Consider the following 24,116-nt stretch of genomic DNA (forward strand, 5'->3'; position numbering starts at 1 on the left):
AAAGAGAAATTTTTAATTTTGGTTGCTGATAACTAGCTATAGAACAAAAAGAACAAGGGAATCTACTAAATTGTCTTGAAACTACTCCCTTTGTGGTAGAAAAAATGCGTATTTGTCGCTAATTTAAGTAAATAATAAAACTTTAGTTTTAATAAAAGAGTTTAATTATTTACTTCTCATTAATATTAACGTTTATTACGTATTCTTAATAAACATTATAGTGCTTTGGTCGTTTTGTTGTGAAAGAAACAAAAACTCGTTATACTGTATACAAATTAGGGAGGAGTTAGTATGGATAAAAGACAGCAGTTAATGAGTGAACTTATGGATTTGTGTAATGAGATAATATGGCGTAATAAACCGGAAGTAGAATTGGCTTTAAAGGACTATAAGTTGAGTGAAATAGAATTAATTGAAAATATTGCTCTAATCCCAAATGCAAATGTAACAAGACTTGCAGCTGCAAGCTACATGACTCGAGGTGCTATAAGCAAGCTTACCAAGAAGCTGATAGCTAAAAATATTATTGAGAGTTATCAAAGTGTTGAAAATAAAAAGGAAATATATTTTCGACTAACAACCAATGGACAAAAAATAAATGATATCCATCAAAAATTACACCAATCTTTTCTTGAACGTGATAAAGAAGTATTTAAGCACATGACCAATGAAGAATTTGACACTATTTTTCGTTTCATTGGTCGATATAGACATCATCTGAAAAATATCACTGAATAAGTGGTGTTTTTTTACGTTCTTTTATTGTTGACAAGGAAACAATAAAAGAATAAACTTATGTTTGTTTCCTAAGAAACAAACATTTTAAAGGAGAACTATCATGGATACTTCAATAAATAAACATGCCCTAACGTTTGGGCTTATCACTGTCTTCTTAACTGGTCTTGGATTGACTATAGTTAGCCCGGTTTTACCTTTTTTAGTAAAGACTTATACTAATAGTCCCAGCAGTCAGGCTACTGCAGTAACATTACTTACGTCTATATACGCTCTTTCTGTCTTTTTGGCTGCACCAGTCTTAGGTGCGTTAAGCGATAGATATGGTCGTCGTCCAATATTAATTATTAGTCTAATCGGCTCTGCCCTTGGTTATTTTATCTTTGGGCTTGGAGGTGGACTTTGGATTCTCTCCCTTGGTCGTATCATTGAAGGTTTGACAGGTGGCGAAATTTCAGCAATTTTTGCTTACTTTGCAGATATCACCCCTTCAAATGAACGCACTAAGTACTTTGGTTGGATTAGTGCTGTTGTTGGGGTTGGCACTGCTCTGGGCCCTATAATTGGAGGTGCACTTGCGACTTTCGGAAACAGTGTTCCTATGTATGCTGGTACGGTTATCACATTGCTTAATGCCATATATGGCTATTTTTTTATGCCTGAGAGTCATGAGAAGTCTAGACGCTCTTCCAGTATCTCTGTTAGACATCTTAATCCATTTATACAATTATCAAAGGTTTTTTCCTTTAAATCTGTTAAATGGCTGCTAATTGCTGGGTTCCTAATTTGGATTCCTAACGGATCATTACAAGCTATTTTCTCTCAGTTTTCAATAGATACCTTTGCATGGCAGCCTATATTTATTGGTCTGACATTTTCTATAATAGGTGTACTTGATATCTTTTCACAAGCAATCATTATGCCACGGTTACTCAAATTTTTGACAGATAAAAAAATTGCTCTTTTAGGCATGATAAGTCAAATTATTGGTTTTATCCTTATTTCAATTTCAGCCCTTACAGCTTTTTATTTAGTCTTTATTGTTGGGATGGTTTTCTTCGGACTGGGTGATTCAGTCTTTGGTCCATCATTTAATGGTATGCTTTCAAAATCTGTTAGTGACAGTGAGCAAGGTCATATACTAGGCGGAGCTCAAAGCATTCAATCTCTAGCCCGATTCCTTGGACCAATTATTGGCGGTCAGTTGTATTCAGTAGTTAGCCACACTACTCCAGCCATCATGGGTGGGGTATTGATTGGTATCTCTGCCCTCGTTTTATCAAAAAAGTATCGTTATATTTAATAAAAAACAACCATTAAACAAGAACAGAAGAACTGCCTCTTCACCGATGGCAGCTTTTTTCTGTTTTATAGCTGTATACCTTATAAACATTTAGTTAACATAAAACATTTTACCGGAACAAAAAAGCTCTTCATGACACATTTATATAAGCTAGAAGAGCTTTTTTTCTTAAAATGTCTCCAATAATATATAATTAGGAATAAATTAACGTTGTGGAGATGATGATTTGAAGATAAAAATTATAGGGACGCTTGCGTACTTAGTCAGTACATTCTTCTTTTATGAAATAGGAAATGTATTTAACATTAATTGGTTGATACTACATACTATTTCTTATTATCCTAATGGTTCTCTATCTCAAGTATCAGGATCGGTACTGCCATTCCTACTTTCATTGCCTATCTATTTATTGACAGTGAAAAAACTCAAAATAAGAGGTATATGAGTTGTATATCATATTCATTTCTCCCTCTAGTTTACATGAACACTCTTTCCGGAAGTAAACAAGCGAAAGAACCCTTATGGGAGTAGGGTTCCAACGATAGTGTGTTTCTGTTTTATGCGGCTTTTTATACATCCTTGATTTATCAACGGTGAACTGAGGAATCAAAAGAAGGAGAATACATAAAAAGCGCACCTTTTATACATATGCTCATTTTAAAAAAGATAGTATTTAGAGTAAGAACATAGTAATATTTATTTACAGCTATCTTTTCGATATTTGTGATACGTTCGAACCCTGATTAAAATAAAAAGCAACCTCGTTTGCCAATGCGAGGTTGCTTTTTTGCTTATTTAATCTTTACCACCAAAATTTCGAGCAATTGAAGCGATACCTACAATTATTGAGATTTTCTTCAACTAAAGCAATTTTCTCGTTAAGTTCTATAACTAATAGATAATGAGAAAAAGATATTTGAGTTAATGTAATTAATACAATGTTATCTAAATTTTTTTGATGTAGGCATTAATAAACAAGCTTATAAAGTTTAAATACATAAAAACCTTGAAAGGCGTATAGCCAATCAAGGTATAAGTTTTATTTTCGTCTTTTAATCACCTAATAACTCTAGGTAATATTTATCGTTTTTTTCTATTTTTCTTAAAAATCCTTCAAGAGAAGTCGCAATTTGAATATCATAATAGTAAATTGGACTTTTATTATTTTCATTCAATTCTATTGACATTAAAGCTGATTCACTGCCTTCAAAAAAAATTAATTTGTTATTTTCAAATTCATCATAAATTTCTATATCGGGATAAAACTCAAAATCATTAATTCTTAACCGAAAATCTCTTATTGAATATGGGTCCATAATACGATTAATATTAAACTCAGATCCTTTAACAAACCCGTAGCCAACTTCTAAATAAAAATTAACTAACTCCCTAGGAATTTTTAAATCCAGTTCCTGCTCTACTTTTTCTATTTCTCTTTCAGTCACTGGATAAAAACTATTTTCTTGGTTTACTTTAATAAAATCATAGCTCATTAATTTTTCCCTCCTTCTTTATTTTCCTTTTAGTACCGTCTCTTAATGTAAAGATCCTCATTTGATACATTTTGTAACTTATTCCTAAACAATAAATAGGATTTTTAAATTCAATTTCTCAAATAACCAATAATACCACCAAAGATTCCTATTACAAGCGAAATGGGAACAGCAGCTATTCCCCCATAAGCAACCGCAAACCCTAATCCGTCTGCAAGTGATGGATCATCAGTTATGTGATTTGCTTGTATAGCAACCCAAATTAGTAACGCACCAACCATTACAACAAAAGAAATAATAGTAGTCAGTAAAAATGCGCTAAAAGCTTTAATCATAGATTCCCCGTCATCCTCATTCATGTAGAGTATTTGTTCTTCTTATTGTACCAATAATCGGGAAAAGATTTCATTGAATAAAGAACAAACGTTCTTTATTGAGGAGTTATTCCAATGGATTATGGGCAGCTACCAAACAGAGTCATTATCTGCATAGACATGAAGAGTTTTTTTGCTTCGGTTTCCTCTATCATACGGGGTTTAAATCCTTTGAAAACAAGGCTTGCGGTTGTAGGAGATGTCAAACGGTCGGGATCGGTTGTGTTAGCTGCCACACCCTTATTAAAGAAAGAAGGGATCAAGACAGGAAGTCGCCTCTTTGACATTCCTAAAAGGAAAGATATCCATGTGGTGAATCCATCCATGGAGAGATATATCAAGGCTTCGAACTATATTTCGAGTTTGGTGTTACAGTATGTGGCTCCTGAAGACTTTCATGCATATAGCATTGATGAGTTGTTTATTGATGCGACGGCTTCTTTGCATTTATTTGCTGAAACACCAGAGGATCTAGCTCATCGAATAATTAATGAAATCTATCGCAAAACAAGACTGACAGCTACCGCAGGAATCGGTCCTAATCTCTTACTGGCGAAAGTCAGCTTAGATCATGAAGCAAAGCACAGCCCAACAGGAGTTGCTTATTGGCGATATGAAGATATTCCCTTTAAGTTATGGTCGATTCATCCAATGAAGGATTTCTGGGGAATCTCATCAGCTACAGAAAGACGTCTAAACCGTTTAGGCATCTATACCATAAAAGAACTCGCTCTTTCTTCAAAAGAGATGTTACAAAAAGAATTTGGCATCATGGGGGAAGAGTTACACCAACATGCCAATGGGATTGATTTTAGTCGTATTTCAGATGTATACATTTCTAGTTCTCGATCATTCGGAAAGAGTCAAATTTTGTTTCGAGATTATACAAGCCGAAAAGAAGTGGAGTTATTGCTGTTAGAGCTATTGGATGATGTATGTTTTCGCTTACGGATGCATCAAGTGGTGGCTCAAACGGTCCACTTATCGATTGGCTACAGCAAACAAACAGGTGGAGGCTTCTCCAGACAAAAGAAAATGGGGAGAGCTTCGAACTTAAGCCAAGATATCTTTCCATATTGTTTAACCATTTTACATACACACGATAGTGGAATGCCGATTCGCTCCATTGGGATTTCGTTATCAAACATTAGCATTCAAGAAGAAGAACAAATGAGCTTATTTGAGGATATTGACCAACGTGAGAGAGCCTATGCTCTTGCCAAAACAATTGATGAAATTCGGCTGCGTTATGGCAAGAATAGTGTGCTACGAGCTTCAAGCTATCTGGATCATTCAACAGCTCGTTACCGAAACGGCCTTATTGGTGGCCACAAAGCCTAAAGGAGGAGATAACATGGACCACTATAGGAGAATGAAAAAATGGCGTCCTTTCGCCAGTATGTCAGAGCCATACATAGGATTACAGGAAGTCATAAACAAGCAACTAGAAGTACCTCAACCTCTTTTAACGGAAGAGCAAATGGAACAAATCAATTTCACCTTGACTGAAGCATTACATACAAATAAACAAGTCTACCTTACATATTATAAGAACGGGCAACGTATAACCGAAACAGGATTCATACAATTTGTTGATTCCCTGGGGAATTTGTTTATTTTTATCGATGAAGTATTCGAATTAAAAAATAAAATGAGGTTAGGTGAGCTAATTGATGTTCGATTCGTTTAAACTTAGGATAAATCCAGTTTCATTATTTAAGTTAAGCAAGAGTTTGCAGCAGTGCTCCTTACTCTTATATAAAATCTAGAGAACATCTTACTTAAGGAGTGATCATAATGGCACGTGTTCTATTTATTAATGGTGGATCAGAAGGACATATCAATCCAACAATTGCAGTTGTACAAGAGCTTATTTCACGTGGAGAAGAGGTAGTATACTTTTCAATAGAAGCTTTTCGAGAACGTATTGAAAAGACAGGAGCTGATGTACGAACATTTGACGGTCAAAAATTTTTAAAAGCCTTTATCTCAGGTGGAAGAAATTATTTACCCGAAAGAATCAACGGTCTTTTACATACGGCGGATATCATTATACCTAGCGTTCTTGAACAAATCCAAGGAGAACAGTTTGATTACATCATTCACGATTCGATGTTTGGTTGTGGACGTTTACTCTCCCAAATTGTAAAACTCCCTGCAATTAATTCATGTACATCTTTTGCTCAAACTGAAATATCATTTAAAAGAATGTTAGAACACCTTTCGCAAAATATTCCACCAGAACATGCTAACAGGATAAATAGTGATTTTCAAAGCCTAACAAGAAAGATTAAAGAAAAATATGGGGTTGAAATAACTTCTCCTTATGAAGTTTTTTGTAATCCTGCCCCTCTTACCATTGTATATACAACTAGGGAGTTTCAACCTTTTCGAGAAACATTCGATCAAACGTACAAGTTTGTAGGACCATCCATTCCTGCAATAGAAACACAAGGAAGCTTCGACTTTTCTGTATTAAAAGGAAAAAGTGTCATTTACATTTCATTAGGTACTGTTTTTAATCAGGAAATTGATTTCTATAAACTTTGCTTTAAGGCTTTTGAGAACACTGACTATACCGTTGTTATGTCTATTGGTGGAAAAACTCAACTATCTGATTTAGGGAAGATTCCTAAAAACTTTATTGTAAAAAATTACGTTCCACAAACTGAAGTGCTAAAGTATACCAAATTATTTATCACACATGGCGGAATGAATAGCACCAATGAAGGTCTCTATTATGGGATTCCACTCATTGTAATCCCACAAAGCGCAGATCAGCCGGTAATTGCTCAACAAGTTGAGAGTCTTGGAGCCGGCATTAAGTTACAAATGCAAGAGTTGACTGTAAGTCACCTATGTAAAACCGTGGATTATGTGTTAGGACATTCTTCCTTTCATAAAGCTCTAACAGATATAAGAGAATCTTTTCAAAAATCAGGGGGATATCAGCAGGCTGTAGATGAGATTTTCACATTTAAAAGACAATACAATATTTAAATATAGAACATGTAAGGGTGGAGATTTTATGTCCAATAACATAAGACCTAGAAGAATAATTTTAGATTTAGCAGTTACTTTAGATGGATTTATTGAAGGTCCAAACAGAGAAATTGATTGGTGTGTCATGGACTCTGATATGGGGTTTACTCATTTCTTGAATCAAATTGATACTATTTTATATGGAAGAAAAAGCTACGATTTATGGGGGGAATACACTCCAGAAACTGGAGATTCTGATACCGAAAAAGAAATGTGGGAATTAGTTCACAGCAAAGAAAAGTATGTTTTTTCAAGGACACAAAAAAGGACTGATCATAAGGTCATATTTATAAATGATAATATTTTTGAAGAAGTAAATAGATTAAAGCAAAAGCCTGGTAAGGATATCTGGCTCTATGGCGGAGCAAGTCTTATTACAAATTTTATAAATTTAGGGCTTGTGGATGAATTTAGATTATCGGTTCACCCTGTTGTTTTGGGAAGTGGAAAACCTTTATTTATTGACATACAACAAAGGTTAAACCTTAAACTCGTTAATACAAAAACGTTCTCTTCTGGCGTTATCCAGGTGTGCTATTGCCTTAATGATAATTAATAAAATTCAAGAAAGCTTTTGTTAATACTCTAATAAAAGTAAACGGAAAAGAGTGATCGACGTGGAAGAAAAACAGCAGCAAGACATCGATCTTGATAAAGTGTATGACTATGCTCAATTTCCGGGTAAGGTCAGTGGCAGATGCGACAACTGCAATTCATCTTACTTCAAAAGTTCTGTAAAGGGTGGCGTATTTTTACGTGAATGTCAAGAATGCGGGATGAAGAAGATTATCTAAGCATCGATGATATAGAAAAAGAGAAGGTTAAAAGCCTTCTCTTTTTTAGTTTAACTTTGTTTTAACCATCTTTAATTAGGAAAAACACCTTACTCTCTAGGTGTTTTTTCTAATTTATCATGTTATAACCTTTCTCTTAACATAGAAATTTCATCAATTAAATCCTTTATTAATCGTCCCATCCCTGCTAATTGCTCATCTTTGCGATCATAATCATCAATTTTCATAGACAGTTCTAAAATACGACAGGTCTCTTCAACTGTCAGGCCATGATCTCTTGCAAGAGTTTTTACTGTATCAAGAAATTTAACAGCATCATTATCAAAATAATCTTTTCGTGGTGTTTGATTAAATAATGTTCCCATTTTCTCTCTCCTTAAAAATTAAAGTTTATATCAGTGAATTGTATAAATGAATTAGCACCAGATTTGCAAATCGTACAGGCTGAGAAATTATATTTATTGCAAAGGTGTATTCTTAAAACTTGAGGTATTCGATTTATAATGTTGCTCGCTATAATATATTCAGTAATCTTCTAACGATCACCTACTGCGGTATAATTGCTTTTTTATTTTTAGAAGTAGACAGGAAAGCTTACTGCAGTAGTTACATAGTGTCTAGAGAATTACAATTTCATTACGTAATCGTTTTCTATTTCAGTAGCGCTACCGTGTTAATACAATCTATATACGCCTAGTGTAACTAGCACTCAATGGATTGCAGTGGGGGTTAATAGAGTGTAAATGTAATAGTAATATATTAACTTTAAGTTAAATTGTAAATTTTATATAAATTAGGTAATAAAAAGATTGTGAGTAATAAATTGGGGTTATATAATTACACTTGTATAAAAAAGGAAAAGCTGACTTGATGACAAGAAGCGCTAAAAAGATTCTTCAGTATGATAGTAATTTGAATTACACGACATGGTACCCATGTCTCTGTAAGCACTCAATTATTAAATACAGATGCTGATTGATCATCCTGAATATTTTATAATCCATCATGATCTCCTCCTTCATTTTTACATAGACATACCCTTCTTTCCTAACGAAGAACCCAGTACATGATCAACGCTCCTATGATAGCAAAAAAGGAACCAAAAATAACTATTAAGTCATTTCTTATAATAGAGAGAGAAGCATATATGAAACCTCCTTAATCTATAAGGAGGTCTCTCTTTTTAAAACATAAAAAATTGCTTTTTTATATCTCATCATTTTTATTTAACGATTGTTAGGGAATACTCTTTTAACGGTTTCAGTAAAATCTTCAAATAGGCCATTTCTTGTCGAACCTTCATTAATTCGATTTCCGTACCCTTCCATACGATTCACAAAATCAGGATCGGATGACACATACACATTTCGAATATCTTTATCTGTAGCTTTTACTTGATCTGAAATCTTCTTTTTTAAACGGTCGGTTACCTCCCCGTTTGCTTCATTCTTTAAAACAACAGCCACGTATGCATTTTGGTTTGTAACAATCACATTCGCAGTATCTACTTCATTTAATTTAGCAATACGATCCGCAGCTTTATCAGCTACGTCTAATCGTGTCTGATTATTATTATCTACATTATTATTTTGAACACCGTCGGGTTGAAATCCCACGTCTCGTAGATCATTGTTGTCACGAGTATTTTGAGCTTTTTGTTCAGACGGTTCTTCAGTTGGATCAGGCTCAGCTTCATCTTTTTTATCATTACAACCAAAAAGAAATCCTACTGATAAAATAGCTGATAAGAGTCCCAGTACATATTTTTCTGCCTTCATTCTTTTTTCACTCCTTCTAATAGTCATATATGTATTAAGGTTTACATTGGTTTTTTAAATAATTACAGGAAATAATTTGAAAACCCAAGTAACGATAGCATCATTTTCCGAGTATATATACGTAACCACGGCAAAAAATAAAGATGTTGGAAGAGAGCTTTCTTTCAAACACTTATCGAAGAGGGACTTGCACAATGAATAATGTACAGCAGTTAACTTCTTTATTTAATGTTAATGGCCTATTTGGGAAAAAAAATAATAACAGAGGCATGTTACTGTCACTTTTGAGCATAGGAATTGGGACTTTAGTGATTTGGATAATAAGAGGAAATGGAAATAAAACAGCGACACCAACCATGCAAACAATGACGAGTAGAAGCCACATGATAAACGGTTTATCCAAGCAATAAAAACTGTATTTTCAATAGTATGTTTTCCATATCAATTGAGTTACGGTTGATTATTAAAAGCTTTATGTAGTTTTTACTGCATAAAGCTTTTAATAATCAAAAAAATAAACACCGATGACTTAATTACATAGAAGTGATATGATCGTCTTTTATTTATAACATATGAGTACAAACTATTATTAATCGATATATTGTTATGACTTACATAGATTTGAGGGCTTTTCTTATACCTTCATTTTTACTCTCCACCTCCACTCACAAAAATAGGAGAAAAATAAAAAAAGCCTAAACAGGCTCTTTTTATTCTAAAAGGGACTCATTTTTCTTTAAGGTCCAATATAGAAACACTATGTTTATTATGTGGTTCATCAAGAGTATGAATTGTAGCTATTCCATTTTGTTGATCTACATGCTCAATATAAATACTTTTTCCATTATATATTACATTGGCCATGTTCACTGAATCAGCAATTTCTTGTGCTCTTCGTGCATCCATGTTTATATACAGCCTCCTTTTTATTTATAACAGTGACAGTATTTGTTTTTAACTGATTTTTATACACCTAATCCCGGTTCTGGTGCAAAAAACAATCATTTGGAAATATAGAATTCGATTTAATCGCTATTTTCCGGATTATAAGAATTCATCTTATCTTGTAGCAATGGAATAGTTGAAGAAAAAAAGGATATCAGTAGTAAGTGGAATGTCTCAATAACATAGTGATACAAAATTATCGGATTATTAAAAAGCACGTTCGTTCTTTGTGAGAATTGAAATCTTCTCCTACAGCAAAGTCCATTAATTATGAAAGAGGAGCTATGCATATGATTGAAAAGGGCAATTTGTTATATAGAGCAAGTCTGTCAAAAATCAAGCGAAGCTCATCTATTAATTAGCTGCATAAGACTAGATTTCAGTAAAAATCCATATATCCTTTTTAAACGAATGCAATCTTTGCACCATAAATTTTTCTTTTGGTTCTTCATTTTTCATTATTAAATGGGGAATATAATATTATTAAATGACATAAATAAATTACGAAGACACAGAGGTCGAATATGAAACAAGTTATTAAAAATATTCAAAATGGTCAGCATTTTCTCTTTACATACGATTCACGCCCTATGAATGAAAACATGAAACGTTACAGTGAGTTTTACAATCTCCCAACAGAGAACATAATGTATCGTTACGGATTTGAATCGTTTGTCCATGAACGGCTGTTTATCCAATCTTTTCGTCCCTTACCGGTAAAAGCTCATATTCTTCTTCTTCACGGTTATTATGATCATGCTGGAGTACTAAGTACTGTCATTCGTTTCTTGATTCAACAAGGGTTTCATGTGTTGACATTTGATTTACCGGGACATGGATTGTCAACAGGAAAACGGGGAGCCATTTCGGAGTTTTCTCTCTATACAGAAAGTATTCGAGAAGTCGTGCGTAGACACCTGTCTTCAAGCTCGCTGCCCGTCTATATCGTGGCTCATAGTACGGGCGCTGCTGCTGCAGTCGATTATATATTGAATAACCCTGAAACGTCTCAGATTCGAAAAGCAGTGCTTGTCTCGCCCCTCGTTCGGCCTTATCACTGGCATGCAATCACCATTTTGATAAAGCCCTTAAAAACGTTCACCAGGAATTTGAAAAGGATACTTCGAAACAATTCATCAGATGCAAAGTTTTTGCGTTTTGTGAAGAATGATCCGTTACAGCATGATCAGGTCCCTCTCAGTTGGGTAGAAGCATTGATAAGATGGAATGAATTGATTAAGAAGGGGAATCCCAGTTCTGTCCCTGTTCTCATCCTTCAGGGAAAAAAGGACACAACAGTGGATTGGAGATATAATGTTGGTTTCTTACTAAAGAAGTTTCCAAATATAGAGGTTGAACTTATAGAGAACGGAAAACATCATTTATTAAATGAAGAAGAGCTAATAAGAGATAAAGTGTTTTCTTCTATCCATCGCTACTTAACAGATGATGTATAAACGATGATTCCGAGAACAATGAATGTAATATCTGTCTATTATTAGAAATAAGGGGTTTTTATTTTGTTATCGATAATAATTACTCTAACATCTTGTAATAGATTTAAATATCTCGTCCGTAAAAGTATACATTTTTGTTCCTGTGATAAGTTATTTATTAGCTTAAAACATAATTTCGTTTACTTCTTTTAATGTAACGAATCAGCTATCTAGCATATTATTATGATGTTCTACTATTTTAGAAGCTATAGCCGTATCAAATGTGCTACGGGCATCTTTTACTAAGATATTCTTTTTGTAACCTAAGCTATATGCCCTTCTACACATAGTATCCAAACAAAATTCAGTTTGGCTAGACAATGATACTTTTTATAATGAGATATGGTATGAGGGCACTATATAGGAACATAGGAGAAAAATATCGGCAGTAAATAAGCCAGTGAATCAAAATTTGATTATTATTTATAAGCACTACGTCAGACTTACTTAATTTCATTGTCAATATAAATATATAAATTTATATTGACAATGAAATCACATTCGTTTTATAATTATCTCGAATTCAAGATATTTCAAATAAAGATAATGTTATTTAACCCTAGAAAGAGGGAGTGATGATATTGAATGAAAGTTTAGCAATAACATCTTTTTTGACCTTTATAAAAGCTTCTAAATTAATAACTGATAAACTTAAAGAGAATATTGCTACTTATGGTTTAAACACCAGTGAATTTGCTGTATTGGAACTTTTATATCATAAAGGCAAACAGACTATTCATCAGATTTGTCGAAACGTATTGATGGCAAGTGGTAGTATGACCTATATCATTGATAAATTAGAAAAAAGAAATTAGTTAAAAGGGAACATTGTCCAGAAGATCGTAGGGCTACTTATATTCTGATTACTCATAAGGGTAGTCAATTCATGAATTACATTTTTCCTAAATATCAAAAAGTTATTGAGGACTTATTTATAGCTTTAGACGATGAAGAAAAAAAATCTGTCATTAAGATTTTAGGAAAAATAGAGTATTCCCAACTATAATCATTAAAGTTAATAAAAATTATGAAAAAATAGGAGGAATTAAAAATGATTAGTATTGGTTTATTATTAATACGTTTGGTAATTGGATTGTCTTTCATGGCCCACGGAACCCAGAAATTATTCGGATGGTTTGGTGGCCATGGATTAAAAGGAACAGGAGGATGGTTTGAATCCATCGGAATGAAACCAGGTGTTAGAATGGCCTTAATGGCTGGATTATCAGAACTTGTAGGTGGAGCTTTATTTGCTGCAGGCTTTCTTACTCCTCTTGGAGCTCTTATGATTGCTGGGACAATGTTAATGGCTATTATTAAAGTGCATGGTCCAAACGGCTACTGGGCAACACAAAATGGGTATGAATATAACCTTACATTATTAGTTATTGCTATAAGTATAGCTATAACTGGACCAGGATATTATGCAATCGACACTCTTATTTTCTAAGAGAGAAAAATGATTCAAATGAGGAATTATTTAATCCAGATTAAATATAAGTTAGTTGACAGAAAACAAACACTCATTAGAATCACCTCGAATTAAGACTAAATTGTGAAAAGGATTTAGATAATTATTTTTTGCTACTTTAGGATGAATCAATAAGATTAATTTTTAAATAATATCTCGAATTAAAGAATTATCATTTAAATATTTTAACTTTATTAAATAGGTATCTTTTATATAACATACATGGGTAAATTTTAATTAAATAAAGCTGTAAATGGACACTATATAAGATTAGGTACGTCCAAAAGACAACTTAAATCTCTAGTTAATTATCTCATTTGAACAACTTTATTAGATTGAATATTCGGTTACCTTATGAAGGACAATTAAAATAATTATTAAGAATATAGTGAGGGAGAGATTAGGAATGACAAAAAAAACAACAGGCATTCATCACATTACAGCGATTGTAGGTCATCCACAGGAAAATGTTGATTTCTATGCTGGTGTACTAGGTTTACGTTTAGTCAAACAAACAGTCAATTTTGATGATCCAGGTACGTATCATCTTTACTTTGGTGATAAAGGTGGAAAGCCAGGAACAATTATTACCTTTTTCCCGTGGGCAGGAGCACGTCAAGGGGTAATAGGTGATGGCCAAGTAGGTGTAACTTCATATGTGGTTCCAAAAGGGGCTATGGGGTTTTGGGAACAAAGATTAGCGAAATTTGATATCCCTGTAACAAAGATGGAACGATTTGGAGAACAATATTTAGAATTTGATGATCCTCATGGTTTACATTTAGAAATTGTTGAAAGAGAAGCCGGTGAAAAGAATACGTGGCAATTTGGTGGAATTACACCCGAGGTAGCGATTAAAGGATTTGGGGGAGCTACATTATTATCTGTTCGCCCTGAAGAAACAGCTAAGTTATTAGAAAACCTTATGGGTCTTAAAAAAGTAGGTGAAGAAGGAGACTTCATTCGTTTTCAATCATCTGCTGATATTGGAAATATCATTGATTTAAAGTTAACGCCAATTGGTCGTGGGCAAATGGGTGTTGGAACGGTTCACCATATTGCATGGCGTGCTGAAGATGATCAAGACCAGTTAGAGTGGCAAAAACACGTAGCGAGTAATGGATATGGAGTCACAGCTGTTCGAGATCGAAACTATTTTAATGCTATTTACTTTAGAGAACATGGAGAAATTCTATTTGAAATTGCCACAGATCCACCAGGATTTGCGCATGATGAGTCACAAGAAACAATGGGAGAAAAACTGATGCTACCTGAGCAGTACGAAATTCACCGAGATCAACTTGAAAAAGCATTGCTTCCTTTTAAAGTAAGAGAATTAGACTAAGTCCAGATTGGAGTGATTTCTTTGCTTTCGATTGATCCATCTAACAATACGGAAAGAGAAAATTATAAATTCTTAATTGGAAGTGTTATTCCTAGACCAATTGCTTTTGTCACTACATTATCAAAGGATGGAACGCTGAACGGAGCACCTTTTAGTTACTTTAATATCGTGTCCTCAAATCCACCTATGATTTCATTGGCTATTCAGCGTAAGGAAGGTAAGCAAAAAGATACAACTCGAAATATTATAGATTTGAAAGAGTTTGTTGTCCATATTGTGGATGAAGAAAATGTAGAAAAAATTAATATTACAGCAGCAAACCTTCCACCTGAACAAAGTGAAATTGAGTTGGCAAAGTTAAACTCAATAAATAGTAAGAAGGTCTCTGTACCGGGGATCAAAGAAGCCAAAATTCGCATGGAATGTACATTAGAACATGTTATCGCATTAGGTGATGATGAATCCCCTGGTAGTGACTTAATTATAGGGAAAGTAGTTCAATTTCATATTAAAGATGAATTATATGAAAACGGAAGAATTGATCATGAAGGGTTAGGCGCTGTTAGCAGATTGGCAGGTAACAACTATGCAAAAATAGGGGAACTTTTTTCAATCGAAAGACCAAAATAACCTTAGTCTAATTAAGGGTACGGGAGCATAAAAAGTATGATCAAAACGTTAGGCATTCATCATATTACAGCTATAGTGAATGACCCGCAAAGAAATATAGATTTTTATGCAGGGGTACTTGGTTTACGGCTAGTAAAAAAAATGGTGAACTTTGACCGTCCAGAAGTCTATCATCTTTATTTTGGAAATGAATCTGCAGAGCCCGGTACTATTGTGACTTTTTTTCCTTGGCCCAAACTTCTTAAGGGACGTATTGGAACTGGTCAAGTTGGGGTTATAAGTTATAGTGTTCCTTCAGGTTCATTCCCTTTTTGGGAGAAGCGTCTAAAAAAATTTGGAATTAAGTGGACAAAGTCTGAACGTTTTAATAAAGAGTATTTGCAATTTCAAGAACCTGATGGCCTGCAACTTGAATTGATAGAAGAGAATGAAAACCTACTTAATCCTTGGACTTTCGGAGACATTACAGCTGAAAATGCTATTAAAGGATTTAGTGGTGCTACTTTATATTCTGCTCAATCATATAAAACAGTGGATGTTATGGAAAATCTTCTAGGGCTAACATGTGTTGGGCAAGAAAATGAATATGTACGTTTTACCTCTGAAGGAACACTTGGAAATACGATTGACCTTAAATTAAATCCACTTGCAAGGGGATTGATGGGTGCAGGAACCGTTCACCATATTGCATGGAGGGCAGAAAACGATAACCAGCATAAACAATGGAGAGACAGCCTACTAGATAAAGGCTATCGCCCTACTGAAATTTTAGATCGGAATTATTTTAAAGCTCTTTACTTTCAAGAAGGAGGAGGTATTCTTTTTGAGATTGCCACAGATCCTCCAGGATTTACAGTAGATGAACCTAAAAATGATTTAGGGAAGAAGCTGTTACTACCTTCTTGGTTAGAATCTAAACGTAAAGAGTTAGAGGAAAAGTTACCTCAAATTGAGGTTCGCGTAATGGAGGGAGAATAAATATGAAACACTTTTTTCAAAAGGGAAAAGATCCTTTAAAACCAACTTTGCTGTTACTTCACGGAACAGGTGGAAATGAGTCATCTCTTTTACCTCTTGCAGGGAAAATTGATGAGGATGCTTCCATTCTGAGTGCACGTGGCAATGTATTAGAAAATGGAATGCCTCGTTTTTTCCGCCGTCTCGCCGAGGGTGTATTTGATGAAGAAGATCTTGTTTTTCGTACAAAAGAATTATATGAATTTCTCGATGAAGCATCAAAAAAATATGAGTTCAATCGCCAAAATGTAATAGCTGTCGGCTATTCCAACGGAGCAAATATAGCAGCAAGTTTATTGTTCCATTATCAAGATATCTTAAAGGGAGCAATTTTACATCATCCGATGGTTCCTAAAAAAGGAATTGAGCTACCTGATTTACTTGGTACTGACGTATTTATTGGAGCTGGAGAAAATGATCCTATGTGTTCTCCAATGGAGTCGATCGAACTCCAATCAATGTTAAAAAAGGCGGGAGCAAAGGTACATCTTCATTGGGAAAACAAAGGTCATCAATTAACGTTTGAAGAGGTAGAAGCTGCAGCCCAGTGGTATCAAGAAACACAGTTGAAAAAATAAGAGGAATTCTTACAAGTTTAAATATATAAAAACTAAATTTATCGGAGGTTACATGTATGTTATTGAAACAGGAAATAGGAGCACTAATTTTGCGTGTTGTGTTAGGTTTAACCTTTTTTGTTCATGGCTTTGTCAAATTTCAAGATGGTATTGAAAATCAAGTTGGTTGGTTTGAAAGCATAGGCTTACCAGGTTTTATGGCTTATGGAACTGCTTTAATTGAATTAATTGGTGGAATTGTACTATTTATTGGATTAGGAACTCGATTTGTTTCGACTATATTTGTGTTATTGATGGTGGGAGCAACTATTAAAGTAAAGCTAGCTGTTGGATTCTTAGGAAACGGACAAATGGCAGGTTATGAATTAGATTTAGCATTTGCAGCTATGGCACTATATCTTGCCGTAAATGGAAGTAAATTATTTGCAGTAAATCAACTAATTCATAAAGAGGATGAAAGTTCACATCAATTCAAAAATATGGGGTAATATCTCGCTTCGAAGATATTTTAATTAAGAAAAAAAGGATAGTATACAAAAAACATATCTAATAAAAGATACCTAGTTAAGGCGGTGATTTGCTCATCCATAATTGAATATGGTATCAAAAATGATGCAGAGGTGAAAGAAATGGGTTTTTTAGAAAAATTATTTGGATCATCATCTACTAAGGAGGAACCAAAAATGGAAAATGTAAAATTAGCAGTTATTTATTATAGCTCTACAGGTACAAACTATCAAATGGCACAGTGGGCAGCAGAAGGGGCAAAAGAAGCAGGTGCTGAAGTAAAAGTATTGAAAGTTCCAGAGACAGCTCCACAAGCCGCAATTGATTCAAATCCAGCATGGAAAGCACATACAGAAGAAACAAAATCTGTCCCAGAAGTAGCATTAAACGATCTAGAGTGGGCAGATGCAATTGTCTTCAGTATTCCAACTCGATTCGGTAATGTACCAGGCCAAGTGAAGCAGTTTTTAGATACAACTGGTGGACTTTGGTTCAACGGAAAACTGGCAAATAAAGTGGTTAGTGCAATGACTTCTGCACAAAATCCTCACGGTGGTCAAGAGCAAACAATTTTATCATTATATACAACAATGTACCACTGGGGAGCAATCGTAGCATCACCAGGCTACACAGATCCAGTTATCTTTGGATCAGGTGGAAATCCGTATGGCACAAGTGTAACAATTGACCAAGACGGAAATATGGTTGAGGATGTACAAGAATCTGTTAAACATCAAGCAAAACGTACAGTAACGGTTGCAGAATGGGTAAAAAAAGGAAATCAATAATTAAATAATAATAAATAAGTAAAGCGATATACTTCCTGACTTTAATTAGGAAGTATATCGCTTCATTTCTTTCTAGTGATATATGTAGGAGCCGACTAGTTAGAATCGAGAAACAAAGTATGTTACCAACAGTTGAGATGTTATTTTTGTAAGTATATTCTCAGCAATAAAGTATTATTCTACGGGGAAATGGAGATAGTAAGTCTGTTAAATTCTAAAAAAACAATGGAGTGGAATAATGGAAAAATTAATGCTAAGAGGATTATTTACTTTGTTTTTCCTAAAATTTTCTCCACAAATATTATTTTTGATGTTTTGTTTTTTCCCTTGTTAAGTATGGCATGGGTTAGACAGTCATATAACGATAATATTCCAAAGATTTTATTAAAAAGTTTAACTTGGAGTGTACCAATGAGCCTTTCTCAATGGTATTTAGAAAGGAATAGCAAATTATTTAAATGGAAAAAGTGGTCTCCATTTCATACTTTCGGAAGTGTTAGCTTTACGCTTCTTACAATTAGAGCTCTAGCAGGCTTAGTAAAGAAAGTTGACGGTACGCACTAATTAAAAGTAGACTGACTTGCTTATTAAGCAATTAGGCATTAGGAGAATTTATATATCTTAAAAATAAGGTTGATTTCATGAGAAAAACAACAAAATTAGAAGCAGTTCTATGGAGTGTTGCTCTCCCAGGGTTTGGACAACTTTTAAATGGTCAACTCATTAAGGGACTGACTTTTATATTCTTGGAATTTCTTATTAATACAAAAAGTTCTTTTAATAATGCGATTCTTTATAGTTTTCTTGGACAAATTAGCAAGGCCATTGAAGTAGTGAATTATCAATGGTTAATGTTTTACCCTTGTGTTTACATGTTTGCTATGTATGATGCTTATAAATATTCTACAAAGAATACTCCATATTTATCTTTCTTGCCATTCGTTGGCGGTGCATATACAGTAACCGTAGGGTTGATGTACTCCTCTAAGTTACATTTTGGTGATGTTTTACTCGGGCCAATATGGCTTCCAACAATATTTTTAGTTCCACGATTAATTTTTGGTTTCATAGTTCGTTATCTATTAATGAAATGTCTAAAAGGAATAAATGAATATTCCTAGTTGGCAGTAAACAATTAGATAGTAAAAGGAAAAATAATAAATGAAGCTAAATTTCAATTCGTATCCGTCTTAATATTTAGAATAAAAATTGATTATTAAACAAATTTCAATAAATATAGCATTAAAATATGGCTAAGAAATAGTCAAGAGTAAATTAATCCATAAAAATGATTAATTTTCCTTTTTTTATTTTGGGACGTTAAAAAATTTCAACAATTTAGAGAAAATCCCTGACTTTATTCCTTTAGCGTTTTGAAACAAAATCAAATTCACCGTCCGTAAAAGTATATTTTTACGGACAAAAATCAAAATCAATTAGCGAACGGTTTTTAACGTTCGCTTAAGTGTAAAAATATTATACGAACGCCTTTAATCTAGCACATGACTTTTACGAACGTTTTTGGGTTAATCAGTGTAATGCTTAAAACTATTTTATAAAAAATAGTTTTAAGCATTACACACATATCAGAATAAGCCCATATTTGTCGTTAATAAATAGTAGAGGGTAAAACTACTATTTATAAAAGCAAGTTTATAAAATTACTTCAATTTATGTAATTTTATATTAGTGTTTATTTCAATTCAATAAATAATAGAATAAATGAATTGCATATTTAATGTTGAATATACTATAAATGGTAATGTCTATATAGTTTAAAGAAAAATAGATACATATGCTTTGAATGTAAAAATCATCAATTTTCCTAAGTGTAATCACAGACCTTTTTCTACAGAGAATGGAAAAGGGGCAAGCTATTTCAAATAGAGGTTATAATCATTCACCAACTATCAAAAGATTCGGACATAAAACTTTTATAACGGGGGTAGTCTGTTGGAAATTATCAATAAGAGTGAACTTGTTAAAGACAAGCAAATAAATAAAATTATGAATTTATTTTCTAAGGATATAAGAGACAGTAATGTGAGTATATATATATTGAAAAATGATAGAGATTTTAAAGATATAAGTATGAGTAAGGAATTACAGTTTAAAGTGAACAAATTTTTAGCATGTGAAAACGCCACAGCAATATTCATGCATCCAGAAAATGTAATTTTTATGATTGAAGAAAGGATTTTAAATTTTTCCGAAAATTTAAGGGTGTTCTATGTTAATATACCATTTACGTTATCACATGAATTAAGGCATTTTAGACAAGCTTTCTTTTTTGAAAAAAGATTTGATATTATGCTAAGTGATTATTCTATTGGTTACTCTGAATTATTTAAAGATAATCAATATGATAAATTGCATTGGTGTGAGAAAGATGCCTACACTTATTCTTATCAATTTACCCAAAAGCACAAACAGGAGATTATGCGGATTTTTAATATAGATGAATGGATTTACTTGTTACCTTTTGATTATGATATTGATTATGAAAAAGAATGGAAAACTTACAAAAAAAAAATGGGAGTGTTGCCGCAAATTACTTGGGCCGTAAAGGACTATTTTTTTTGGAAAAAGAGACTAATGAATTAAAATCAATCTTTTGGAATTTTATTCAATTCAAATTTCGCATCCTTTCTCTCTTTCCTAGCAGCTCTGTTGTACAGCAAATCGAGGAAATATAGAAAGAGCAAATTGAAATTCGTCCCACTTTCCTTATTATCAAGATCTGAAGTATACGATTTATCACGCTGTCACTGTTTCCCTTTACATTCTAATTTAAACGTTAGGAAATCTTAAGCTCTCTCGTCCACTTAGTGAAAAAGATAAGCTATTAAGTTACCCCCCAGCATACAAAAACCAAGCACACCTTACATCACTACCTACTTATCAACTACTTCAGTAGGGTTTCTCTCCTATAGTTTGAGTGGATAGGAAAGCTCACTGCAATAGCTACATAGTATCTAAAGAATCATGAATCCATTCCATATTATCTATTTCGTTAGTGCTACCGGGTTTATACAAGCTTTATATACGTAATAAAGCTATTCTCTTTGTAGGCTTTCTTTTTACTTTCCAATTTTTAAAGGATTATATTTCACTAGATAAAAACCATACAAAGTCTATATCTTTAATATGGGGGATTTTAATGGACAAAAAAAGAAAAGATTTAAAAGAATTTTACTACCCACTTGAACAATTAAGTGACCGAATACACAATGAAGAACCTACTGAAAGAGCCCGAAACGAGTATCAGAGGGATTATTCTAGGGTATTGTATTCCACGACTTTTAGAAAACTTCAGGGAAAAATGCAACTTCTAGGTATACAAAGCGATAAGTTTTATCGTAATAGATTAACACATAGTTTAGAAGTTGCTCAGATTGCTAGAGGTATTGTAGAAAGGCTACGGAATCAGTCGGGGAATAAAGAGATCTATAGAAATGATACCTATGTTGTGGAAACAGGAGCTCTTGCTCATGATATAAGAAATCCACCATTTGGCCCTCATGGGGAAAGAGTTCTAAACAAATTGATGATAGATAAGGGCGGATTTGAAGGAAATGCACAGACTCTGAGAGTCCTAAATAATTTAGAAAAAAGCTACTTAGAAAAAGAGGTTTAAATTTAACAGTAAGATCATTACTGAGTATTGTAAAATATTATAAGCCTTTTAGTACGGATACAGAAAAATTTATATATAAAGACGATTTTGAACAACTCCATTTTATATTAGCTGAAAATAATATTTTTCCTCGTACCTTAATTGAAGAGGATAGAATGCTTAAGAAAAAAATTGATGAAGTCGTTAAATAATAAATTAAAGATAAATAATATAGAAAGGTCTTAATCAAATTGAATTAAGCTTTTTACTTGGCTTATTAAGATGCCTACAGGCATCTTTTTTATTGTTCATCTGTATGTAAAGGATAAATATCAACAATAAATATCCTAGCTTCCTACTTCATTTGTCCACCATCTAATTAAAAGTTGATGAATTGTTATATAATAGGACTTGAACATCATATCTGTATACATTATGATAATTGATTAAAGTGCTATATAGGATAGAATAGGTGGAATTCATATGACAACCAATCCAAAAAACGAACTTTTAAATAATTGGATATCCATTACTAATATTCAACTAAGTATTGCCAATGAACTTGAAAGGGCTCTACAAAAAAATTATGATCTATCATTGAAAGAATTTTACGTTCTTTACTTTTTATCTCAAAGCAGTGATAAAAAATTAAGACTACAGCAATTGCAAGAGATGGTTGGATTAAGCCAAAGCGCTATGTCAAGATTAGTAGGTAGGCTTGAGGCTAAGAGTTGTGGAGTTTTGCAAAGACATATATGTGAGGATGACCGTAGAGGTATCTATACTAGTCTGACTGAAAAAGGTTCAGAAAAACTACAGGGATGCTTAGATACTGTTTATACCATTCTTCAATCTGCGTTTTCAAAGGAAAACATTCATCATGAGTTACAATCGTTACTACACAAATCATGATGTGATGCATGTATTTTTTATAAATTAGTTTATCTTAACTGATAAATAAAAATGACCTAGTAAAATTTTCTAGGTCATTTTTATTTATCACTTGGTCTATGTGTATTTTTACGGTGTGAACATAAATCATAAACATATAAATTGACAAGACATGAAGAATAATATAAATTATATGCGTGCGCATGCATATAATTTTAATAAAGGAGATTTTATTATGGATCACTTATTTAGCCCTTATAAGATAAAAGGATTGGACTTAAAGAACCGTATTATGATGCCCCCAATGTGCCAATATTCTGTTGAAAAAAAGGATGGAATTGCTACTGACTGGCATTACCTACACTACGTAAATCGTGCAATCGGTGGGACTAGTTTTATTATGATTGAAATGACAGATGTGGAACCTGATGGCCGCATTACAGATTATGATTTAGGATTATGGTCAGACGAACAAATTCCTGCTTTAGCACGAATTGTAGAAGCATGTCATCGTTACGGAGCTAAAGTGGGCATTCAAATTGCTCACGCTGGTCGTAAAGCTGAAGATGCAGAGGTACCAGTTGCTCCTTCGGCTATTCCATTTGATGAAAAATCAAAAACACCTAGAGCTCTTTCAACAGATGAAGTGAAAGAAATGGTAGAGAAGTTCCGTAGAGCTGTTCAGCGTGCTGTGAAAGCTGGTGTAGATGCTATTGAAATTCATGGTGCTCATGGGTATTTAATTCATCAATTCCACTCTCCATTAACCAATCAGCGAGAAGATGAGTATGGAAAAGATCTTAGTAAGTTTGGCCGAGAAATTATTGAAGCAGCAAAAGCTGAAATACCGGAAGATATGCCATTAATCATGCGTATATCTGCTAAAGAGTATGTAGAAGGCGGATATGGCATTAATGAAAGTATCGAGTTTGCAAAAGACTATCAAGAAGCTGGCGTAGATATGTTTGATATCTCTTCAGGAGGTGAAGGTCCTATCGGTGCTGGTGGGAGACCCGGCACGCATGCAGGCTACCAAGTACCACTAGCTCGAGAGATTAGGAAAGCTCTCAATGTTCCGGTCATAGCTGTTGGAAGATTAGATGATCCCGCGCTTGCAAATGCTGTTATCGGTAATGAGGATGCAGACCTTGTAGCTGTTGGAAGAGGCATGTTACGAAACCCTCATTGGGCATTAGAAGCTGCATCTACATTAAAAAAAGAAACGACTGTCCCAAAACAGTATGCAGATGGTTTTAGAAAATAAGTTCAAATAACAAAATATAAAAACTAATAGTTTTTCATTTTCAATCATC

Annotated in this window: 28 protein-coding genes and 1 pseudogene; 23 read left to right on the forward strand and 6 right to left on the reverse strand. The window is 33.5% G+C overall.

Annotated features, from left to right (window positions below):
- Positions 1-291: 291 nt before the first annotated feature.
- Positions 292-738 carry a MarR family transcriptional regulator gene (locus ACLHDF_RS24150; protein WP_057242773.1) on the forward strand — a complete coding sequence of 149 codons (447 nt, stop codon included), beginning with the start codon at positions 292-294 and terminating at the stop codon, positions 736-738.
- A gap of 100 nt (positions 739-838) precedes the next feature.
- On the forward strand, positions 839-2,038 hold the full coding sequence (locus ACLHDF_RS24155) for an MFS transporter (protein WP_413921123.1): 1,200 nt from the start codon (positions 839-841) through the stop codon (positions 2,036-2,038).
- 1,052 nt (positions 2,039-3,090) lie between these two features.
- Here ACLHDF_RS24155 and ACLHDF_RS24160 read toward each other — a convergent pair.
- Together ACLHDF_RS24160 and ACLHDF_RS24165 are read right to left on the reverse strand one after the other, a co-directional pair.
- Complete coding sequence (locus ACLHDF_RS24160; protein WP_413921124.1) at positions 3,091-3,531, reverse strand: SMI1/KNR4 family protein; 441 nt, start codon at positions 3,529-3,531, stop codon at positions 3,091-3,093.
- Positions 3,532-3,641: 110 nt separating this feature from the next.
- Positions 3,642-3,890, reverse strand: coding sequence for a hypothetical protein (locus ACLHDF_RS24165; protein WP_413921125.1), 249 nt, complete (start codon positions 3,888-3,890; stop codon positions 3,642-3,644).
- 90 nt (positions 3,891-3,980) lie between these two features.
- Here ACLHDF_RS24165 and ACLHDF_RS24170 point away from each other — a divergent pair, with 90 nt between their 5' ends.
- The 5 genes from ACLHDF_RS24170 to ACLHDF_RS24190 all read left to right on the forward strand — a co-directional run bounded on the left by ACLHDF_RS24170 (position 3,981) and on the right by ACLHDF_RS24190 (position 7,741).
- Complete coding sequence (locus tag ACLHDF_RS24170) at positions 3,981-5,246, forward strand: DNA polymerase thumb domain-containing protein (RefSeq protein WP_413921126.1); 1,266 nt, start codon at positions 3,981-3,983, stop codon at positions 5,244-5,246.
- A 13-nt stretch (positions 5,247-5,259) separates the two neighbouring features.
- Positions 5,260-5,595, forward strand: coding sequence for a YolD-like family protein (locus tag ACLHDF_RS24175; RefSeq protein ID WP_413921127.1), 336 nt, complete (start codon positions 5,260-5,262; stop codon positions 5,593-5,595).
- Positions 5,596-5,702: 107 nt separating this feature from the next.
- Positions 5,703-6,905, forward strand: a complete 1,203-nt coding sequence (locus ACLHDF_RS24180) for a macrolide family glycosyltransferase (RefSeq protein ID WP_413921128.1) — start codon at positions 5,703-5,705, stop codon at positions 6,903-6,905.
- 28 nt (positions 6,906-6,933) lie between these two features.
- Entirely contained in the window at positions 6,934-7,503 is a 570-nt protein-coding gene (locus ACLHDF_RS24185; protein WP_413921129.1) for a dihydrofolate reductase family protein, read from the forward strand.
- Between the two features lie 61 nt (positions 7,504-7,564).
- A complete protein-coding gene (locus ACLHDF_RS24190) occupies positions 7,565-7,741 on the forward strand; it encodes a hypothetical protein (protein ID WP_413921130.1) in 177 nt (58 codons plus the stop codon).
- A gap of 122 nt (positions 7,742-7,863) precedes the next feature.
- Here the strand turns inward: ACLHDF_RS24190 and ACLHDF_RS24195 are convergent, their stop codons facing one another.
- Together ACLHDF_RS24195 and ACLHDF_RS24200 are read right to left on the reverse strand one after the other, a co-directional pair.
- Positions 7,864-8,106, reverse strand: a complete 243-nt coding sequence (locus ACLHDF_RS24195) for a hypothetical protein (RefSeq protein ID WP_413921131.1) — start codon at positions 8,104-8,106, stop codon at positions 7,864-7,866.
- Positions 8,107-8,967: 861 nt separating this feature from the next.
- On the reverse strand, positions 8,968-9,519 hold the full coding sequence (locus ACLHDF_RS24200; protein ID WP_413921132.1) for a YhcN/YlaJ family sporulation lipoprotein: 552 nt from the start codon (positions 9,517-9,519) through the stop codon (positions 8,968-8,970).
- 194 nt (positions 9,520-9,713) lie between these two features.
- Here ACLHDF_RS24200 and ACLHDF_RS24205 point away from each other — a divergent pair, with 194 nt between their 5' ends.
- A complete protein-coding gene (locus tag ACLHDF_RS24205; protein WP_413921133.1) occupies positions 9,714-9,929 on the forward strand; it encodes a hypothetical protein in 216 nt (71 codons plus the stop codon).
- A 316-nt stretch (positions 9,930-10,245) separates the two neighbouring features.
- Here the strand turns inward: ACLHDF_RS24205 and ACLHDF_RS24210 are convergent, their stop codons facing one another.
- Complete coding sequence (locus ACLHDF_RS24210; RefSeq protein ID WP_413921134.1) at positions 10,246-10,425, reverse strand: small acid-soluble spore protein H; 180 nt, start codon at positions 10,423-10,425, stop codon at positions 10,246-10,248.
- 563 nt (positions 10,426-10,988) lie between these two features.
- Between ACLHDF_RS24210 and ACLHDF_RS24215 the strand changes: the two genes are divergently transcribed.
- A complete protein-coding gene (locus ACLHDF_RS24215) occupies positions 10,989-11,921 on the forward strand; it encodes an alpha/beta hydrolase (RefSeq protein WP_413921135.1) in 933 nt (310 codons plus the stop codon).
- Positions 11,922-12,122: 201 nt separating this feature from the next.
- Here the strand turns inward: ACLHDF_RS24215 and ACLHDF_RS24220 are convergent.
- A pseudogene (locus ACLHDF_RS24220) lies at positions 12,123-12,272 on the reverse strand (cysteine hydrolase); the annotation flags it as partial.
- Positions 12,273-12,541: 269 nt separating this feature from the next.
- On the opposite strand from ACLHDF_RS24220, the gene ACLHDF_RS24225 reads away from it, so the two are divergent.
- The 14 genes from ACLHDF_RS24225 (at position 12,542) to ACLHDF_RS24290 (ending at position 24,067) form a co-directional block, all read left to right on the forward strand.
- Positions 12,542-12,775, forward strand: coding sequence for a MarR family winged helix-turn-helix transcriptional regulator (locus ACLHDF_RS24225; protein ID WP_413921136.1), 234 nt, complete (start codon positions 12,542-12,544; stop codon positions 12,773-12,775).
- A gap of 236 nt (positions 12,776-13,011) precedes the next feature.
- The gene (locus ACLHDF_RS24230) at positions 13,012-13,410 is read left to right on the forward strand and encodes a DoxX family protein (RefSeq protein WP_182007473.1); all 399 of its coding nucleotides are present in this window, start codon (positions 13,012-13,014) and stop codon (positions 13,408-13,410) included.
- A 427-nt stretch (positions 13,411-13,837) separates the two neighbouring features.
- The gene (locus tag ACLHDF_RS24235; RefSeq protein ID WP_413921137.1) at positions 13,838-14,776 is read left to right on the forward strand and encodes a ring-cleaving dioxygenase; all 939 of its coding nucleotides are present in this window, start codon (positions 13,838-13,840) and stop codon (positions 14,774-14,776) included.
- 21 nt (positions 14,777-14,797) lie between these two features.
- Positions 14,798-15,406, forward strand: a complete 609-nt coding sequence (locus tag ACLHDF_RS24240; RefSeq protein WP_413921138.1) for a flavin reductase family protein — start codon at positions 14,798-14,800, stop codon at positions 15,404-15,406.
- A gap of 36 nt (positions 15,407-15,442) precedes the next feature.
- The gene (locus ACLHDF_RS24245) at positions 15,443-16,384 is read left to right on the forward strand and encodes a ring-cleaving dioxygenase (protein WP_413921139.1); all 942 of its coding nucleotides are present in this window, start codon (positions 15,443-15,445) and stop codon (positions 16,382-16,384) included.
- 2 nt (positions 16,385-16,386) lie between these two features.
- The gene (locus tag ACLHDF_RS24250; RefSeq protein WP_413921140.1) at positions 16,387-17,001 is read left to right on the forward strand and encodes an alpha/beta hydrolase; all 615 of its coding nucleotides are present in this window, start codon (positions 16,387-16,389) and stop codon (positions 16,999-17,001) included.
- Positions 17,002-17,057: 56 nt separating this feature from the next.
- Entirely contained in the window at positions 17,058-17,489 is a 432-nt protein-coding gene (locus tag ACLHDF_RS24255; RefSeq protein WP_413921141.1) for a DoxX family protein, read from the forward strand.
- A 141-nt stretch (positions 17,490-17,630) separates the two neighbouring features.
- Positions 17,631-18,296: an NAD(P)H:quinone oxidoreductase gene (gene wrbA / locus ACLHDF_RS24260; RefSeq protein ID WP_413921142.1), complete on the forward strand. Its 666-nt coding sequence runs from the start codon at positions 17,631-17,633 to the stop codon at positions 18,294-18,296.
- Positions 18,297-18,521: 225 nt separating this feature from the next.
- Complete coding sequence (locus ACLHDF_RS24265; RefSeq protein ID WP_413921224.1) at positions 18,522-18,860, forward strand: CBO0543 family protein; 339 nt, start codon at positions 18,522-18,524, stop codon at positions 18,858-18,860.
- Between the two features lie 77 nt (positions 18,861-18,937).
- Entirely contained in the window at positions 18,938-19,417 is a 480-nt protein-coding gene (locus tag ACLHDF_RS24270) for a hypothetical protein (protein ID WP_413921143.1), read from the forward strand.
- Between the two features lie 832 nt (positions 19,418-20,249).
- Positions 20,250-20,900 (forward strand): hypothetical protein, encoded by a 651-nt coding sequence (locus ACLHDF_RS24275; protein ID WP_413921144.1) that lies wholly within the window; start codon positions 20,250-20,252, stop codon positions 20,898-20,900.
- 556 nt (positions 20,901-21,456) lie between these two features.
- Positions 21,457-21,933 (forward strand): dGTP triphosphohydrolase, encoded by a 477-nt coding sequence (dgt, locus tag ACLHDF_RS24280; protein ID WP_413921145.1) that lies wholly within the window; start codon positions 21,457-21,459, stop codon positions 21,931-21,933.
- 462 nt (positions 21,934-22,395) lie between these two features.
- Complete coding sequence (locus ACLHDF_RS24285; protein WP_413921146.1) at positions 22,396-22,824, forward strand: MarR family winged helix-turn-helix transcriptional regulator; 429 nt, start codon at positions 22,396-22,398, stop codon at positions 22,822-22,824.
- A 214-nt stretch (positions 22,825-23,038) separates the two neighbouring features.
- Positions 23,039-24,067, forward strand: a complete 1,029-nt coding sequence (locus ACLHDF_RS24290) for an NADH:flavin oxidoreductase/NADH oxidase (protein WP_413921147.1) — start codon at positions 23,039-23,041, stop codon at positions 24,065-24,067.
- Positions 24,068-24,116 lie beyond the last annotated feature (49 nt).

This window comes from Priestia megaterium, assembly GCF_046599315.1.
Lineage (GTDB): Bacteria > Bacillota > Bacilli > Bacillales > Bacillaceae_H > Priestia > Priestia megaterium_F.

Bases quoted from the DNA above. Each gene is read 5' to 3' on its own strand.
- ACLHDF_RS24210 (WP_413921134.1), bottom strand. From the start codon at position 10,425: ATGGATGCACGAAGAGCACAAGAAATTGCTGATTCAGTGAACATGGCC.
- wrbA (WP_413921142.1), top strand. From the start codon at position 17,631: ATGGGTTTTTTAGAAAAATTATTTGGATCATCATCTACTAAGGAGGAA.
- ACLHDF_RS24215 (WP_413921135.1), top strand. From the start codon at position 10,989: ATGAAACAAGTTATTAAAAATATTCAAAATGGTCAGCATTTTCTCTTT.
- ACLHDF_RS24180 (WP_413921128.1), top strand. From the start codon at position 5,703: ATGGCACGTGTTCTATTTATTAATGGTGGATCAGAAGGACATATCAAT.
- ACLHDF_RS24245 (WP_413921139.1), top strand. From the start codon at position 15,443: ATGATCAAAACGTTAGGCATTCATCATATTACAGCTATAGTGAATGAC.
- ACLHDF_RS24165 (WP_413921125.1), bottom strand. From the start codon at position 3,890: ATGAATGAGGATGACGGGGAATCTATGATTAAAGCTTTTAGCGCATTT.
- ACLHDF_RS24185 (WP_413921129.1), top strand. From the start codon at position 6,934: ATGTCCAATAACATAAGACCTAGAAGAATAATTTTAGATTTAGCAGTT.
- ACLHDF_RS24270 (WP_413921143.1), top strand. From the start codon at position 18,938: ATGAGAAAAACAACAAAATTAGAAGCAGTTCTATGGAGTGTTGCTCTC.
- ACLHDF_RS24175 (WP_413921127.1), top strand. From the start codon at position 5,260: ATGGACCACTATAGGAGAATGAAAAAATGGCGTCCTTTCGCCAGTATG.
- ACLHDF_RS24290 (WP_413921147.1), top strand. From the start codon at position 23,039: ATGGATCACTTATTTAGCCCTTATAAGATAAAAGGATTGGACTTAAAG.
- ACLHDF_RS24255 (WP_413921141.1), top strand. From the start codon at position 17,058: ATGTTATTGAAACAGGAAATAGGAGCACTAATTTTGCGTGTTGTGTTA.
- ACLHDF_RS24195 (WP_413921131.1), bottom strand. From the start codon at position 8,106: ATGGGAACATTATTTAATCAAACACCACGAAAAGATTATTTTGATAAT.
- ACLHDF_RS24200 (WP_413921132.1), bottom strand. From the start codon at position 9,519: ATGAAGGCAGAAAAATATGTACTGGGACTCTTATCAGCTATTTTATCA.
- ACLHDF_RS24265 (WP_413921224.1), top strand. From the start codon at position 18,522: ATGGAGTGGAATAATGGAAAAATTAATGCTAAGAGGATTATTTACTTT.
- dgt (WP_413921145.1), top strand. From the start codon at position 21,457: ATGGACAAAAAAAGAAAAGATTTAAAAGAATTTTACTACCCACTTGAA.
- ACLHDF_RS24230 (WP_182007473.1), top strand. From the start codon at position 13,012: ATGATTAGTATTGGTTTATTATTAATACGTTTGGTAATTGGATTGTCT.
- ACLHDF_RS24235 (WP_413921137.1), top strand. From the start codon at position 13,838: ATGACAAAAAAAACAACAGGCATTCATCACATTACAGCGATTGTAGGT.
- ACLHDF_RS24155 (WP_413921123.1), top strand. From the start codon at position 839: ATGGATACTTCAATAAATAAACATGCCCTAACGTTTGGGCTTATCACT.
- ACLHDF_RS24285 (WP_413921146.1), top strand. From the start codon at position 22,396: ATGACAACCAATCCAAAAAACGAACTTTTAAATAATTGGATATCCATT.
- ACLHDF_RS24250 (WP_413921140.1), top strand. From the start codon at position 16,387: ATGAAACACTTTTTTCAAAAGGGAAAAGATCCTTTAAAACCAACTTTG.
- ACLHDF_RS24150 (WP_057242773.1), top strand. From the start codon at position 292: ATGGATAAAAGACAGCAGTTAATGAGTGAACTTATGGATTTGTGTAAT.
- ACLHDF_RS24170 (WP_413921126.1), top strand. From the start codon at position 3,981: ATGGATTATGGGCAGCTACCAAACAGAGTCATTATCTGCATAGACATG.
- ACLHDF_RS24205 (WP_413921133.1), top strand. From the start codon at position 9,714: ATGAATAATGTACAGCAGTTAACTTCTTTATTTAATGTTAATGGCCTA.
- ACLHDF_RS24160 (WP_413921124.1), bottom strand. From the start codon at position 3,531: ATGAGCTATGATTTTATTAAAGTAAACCAAGAAAATAGTTTTTATCCA.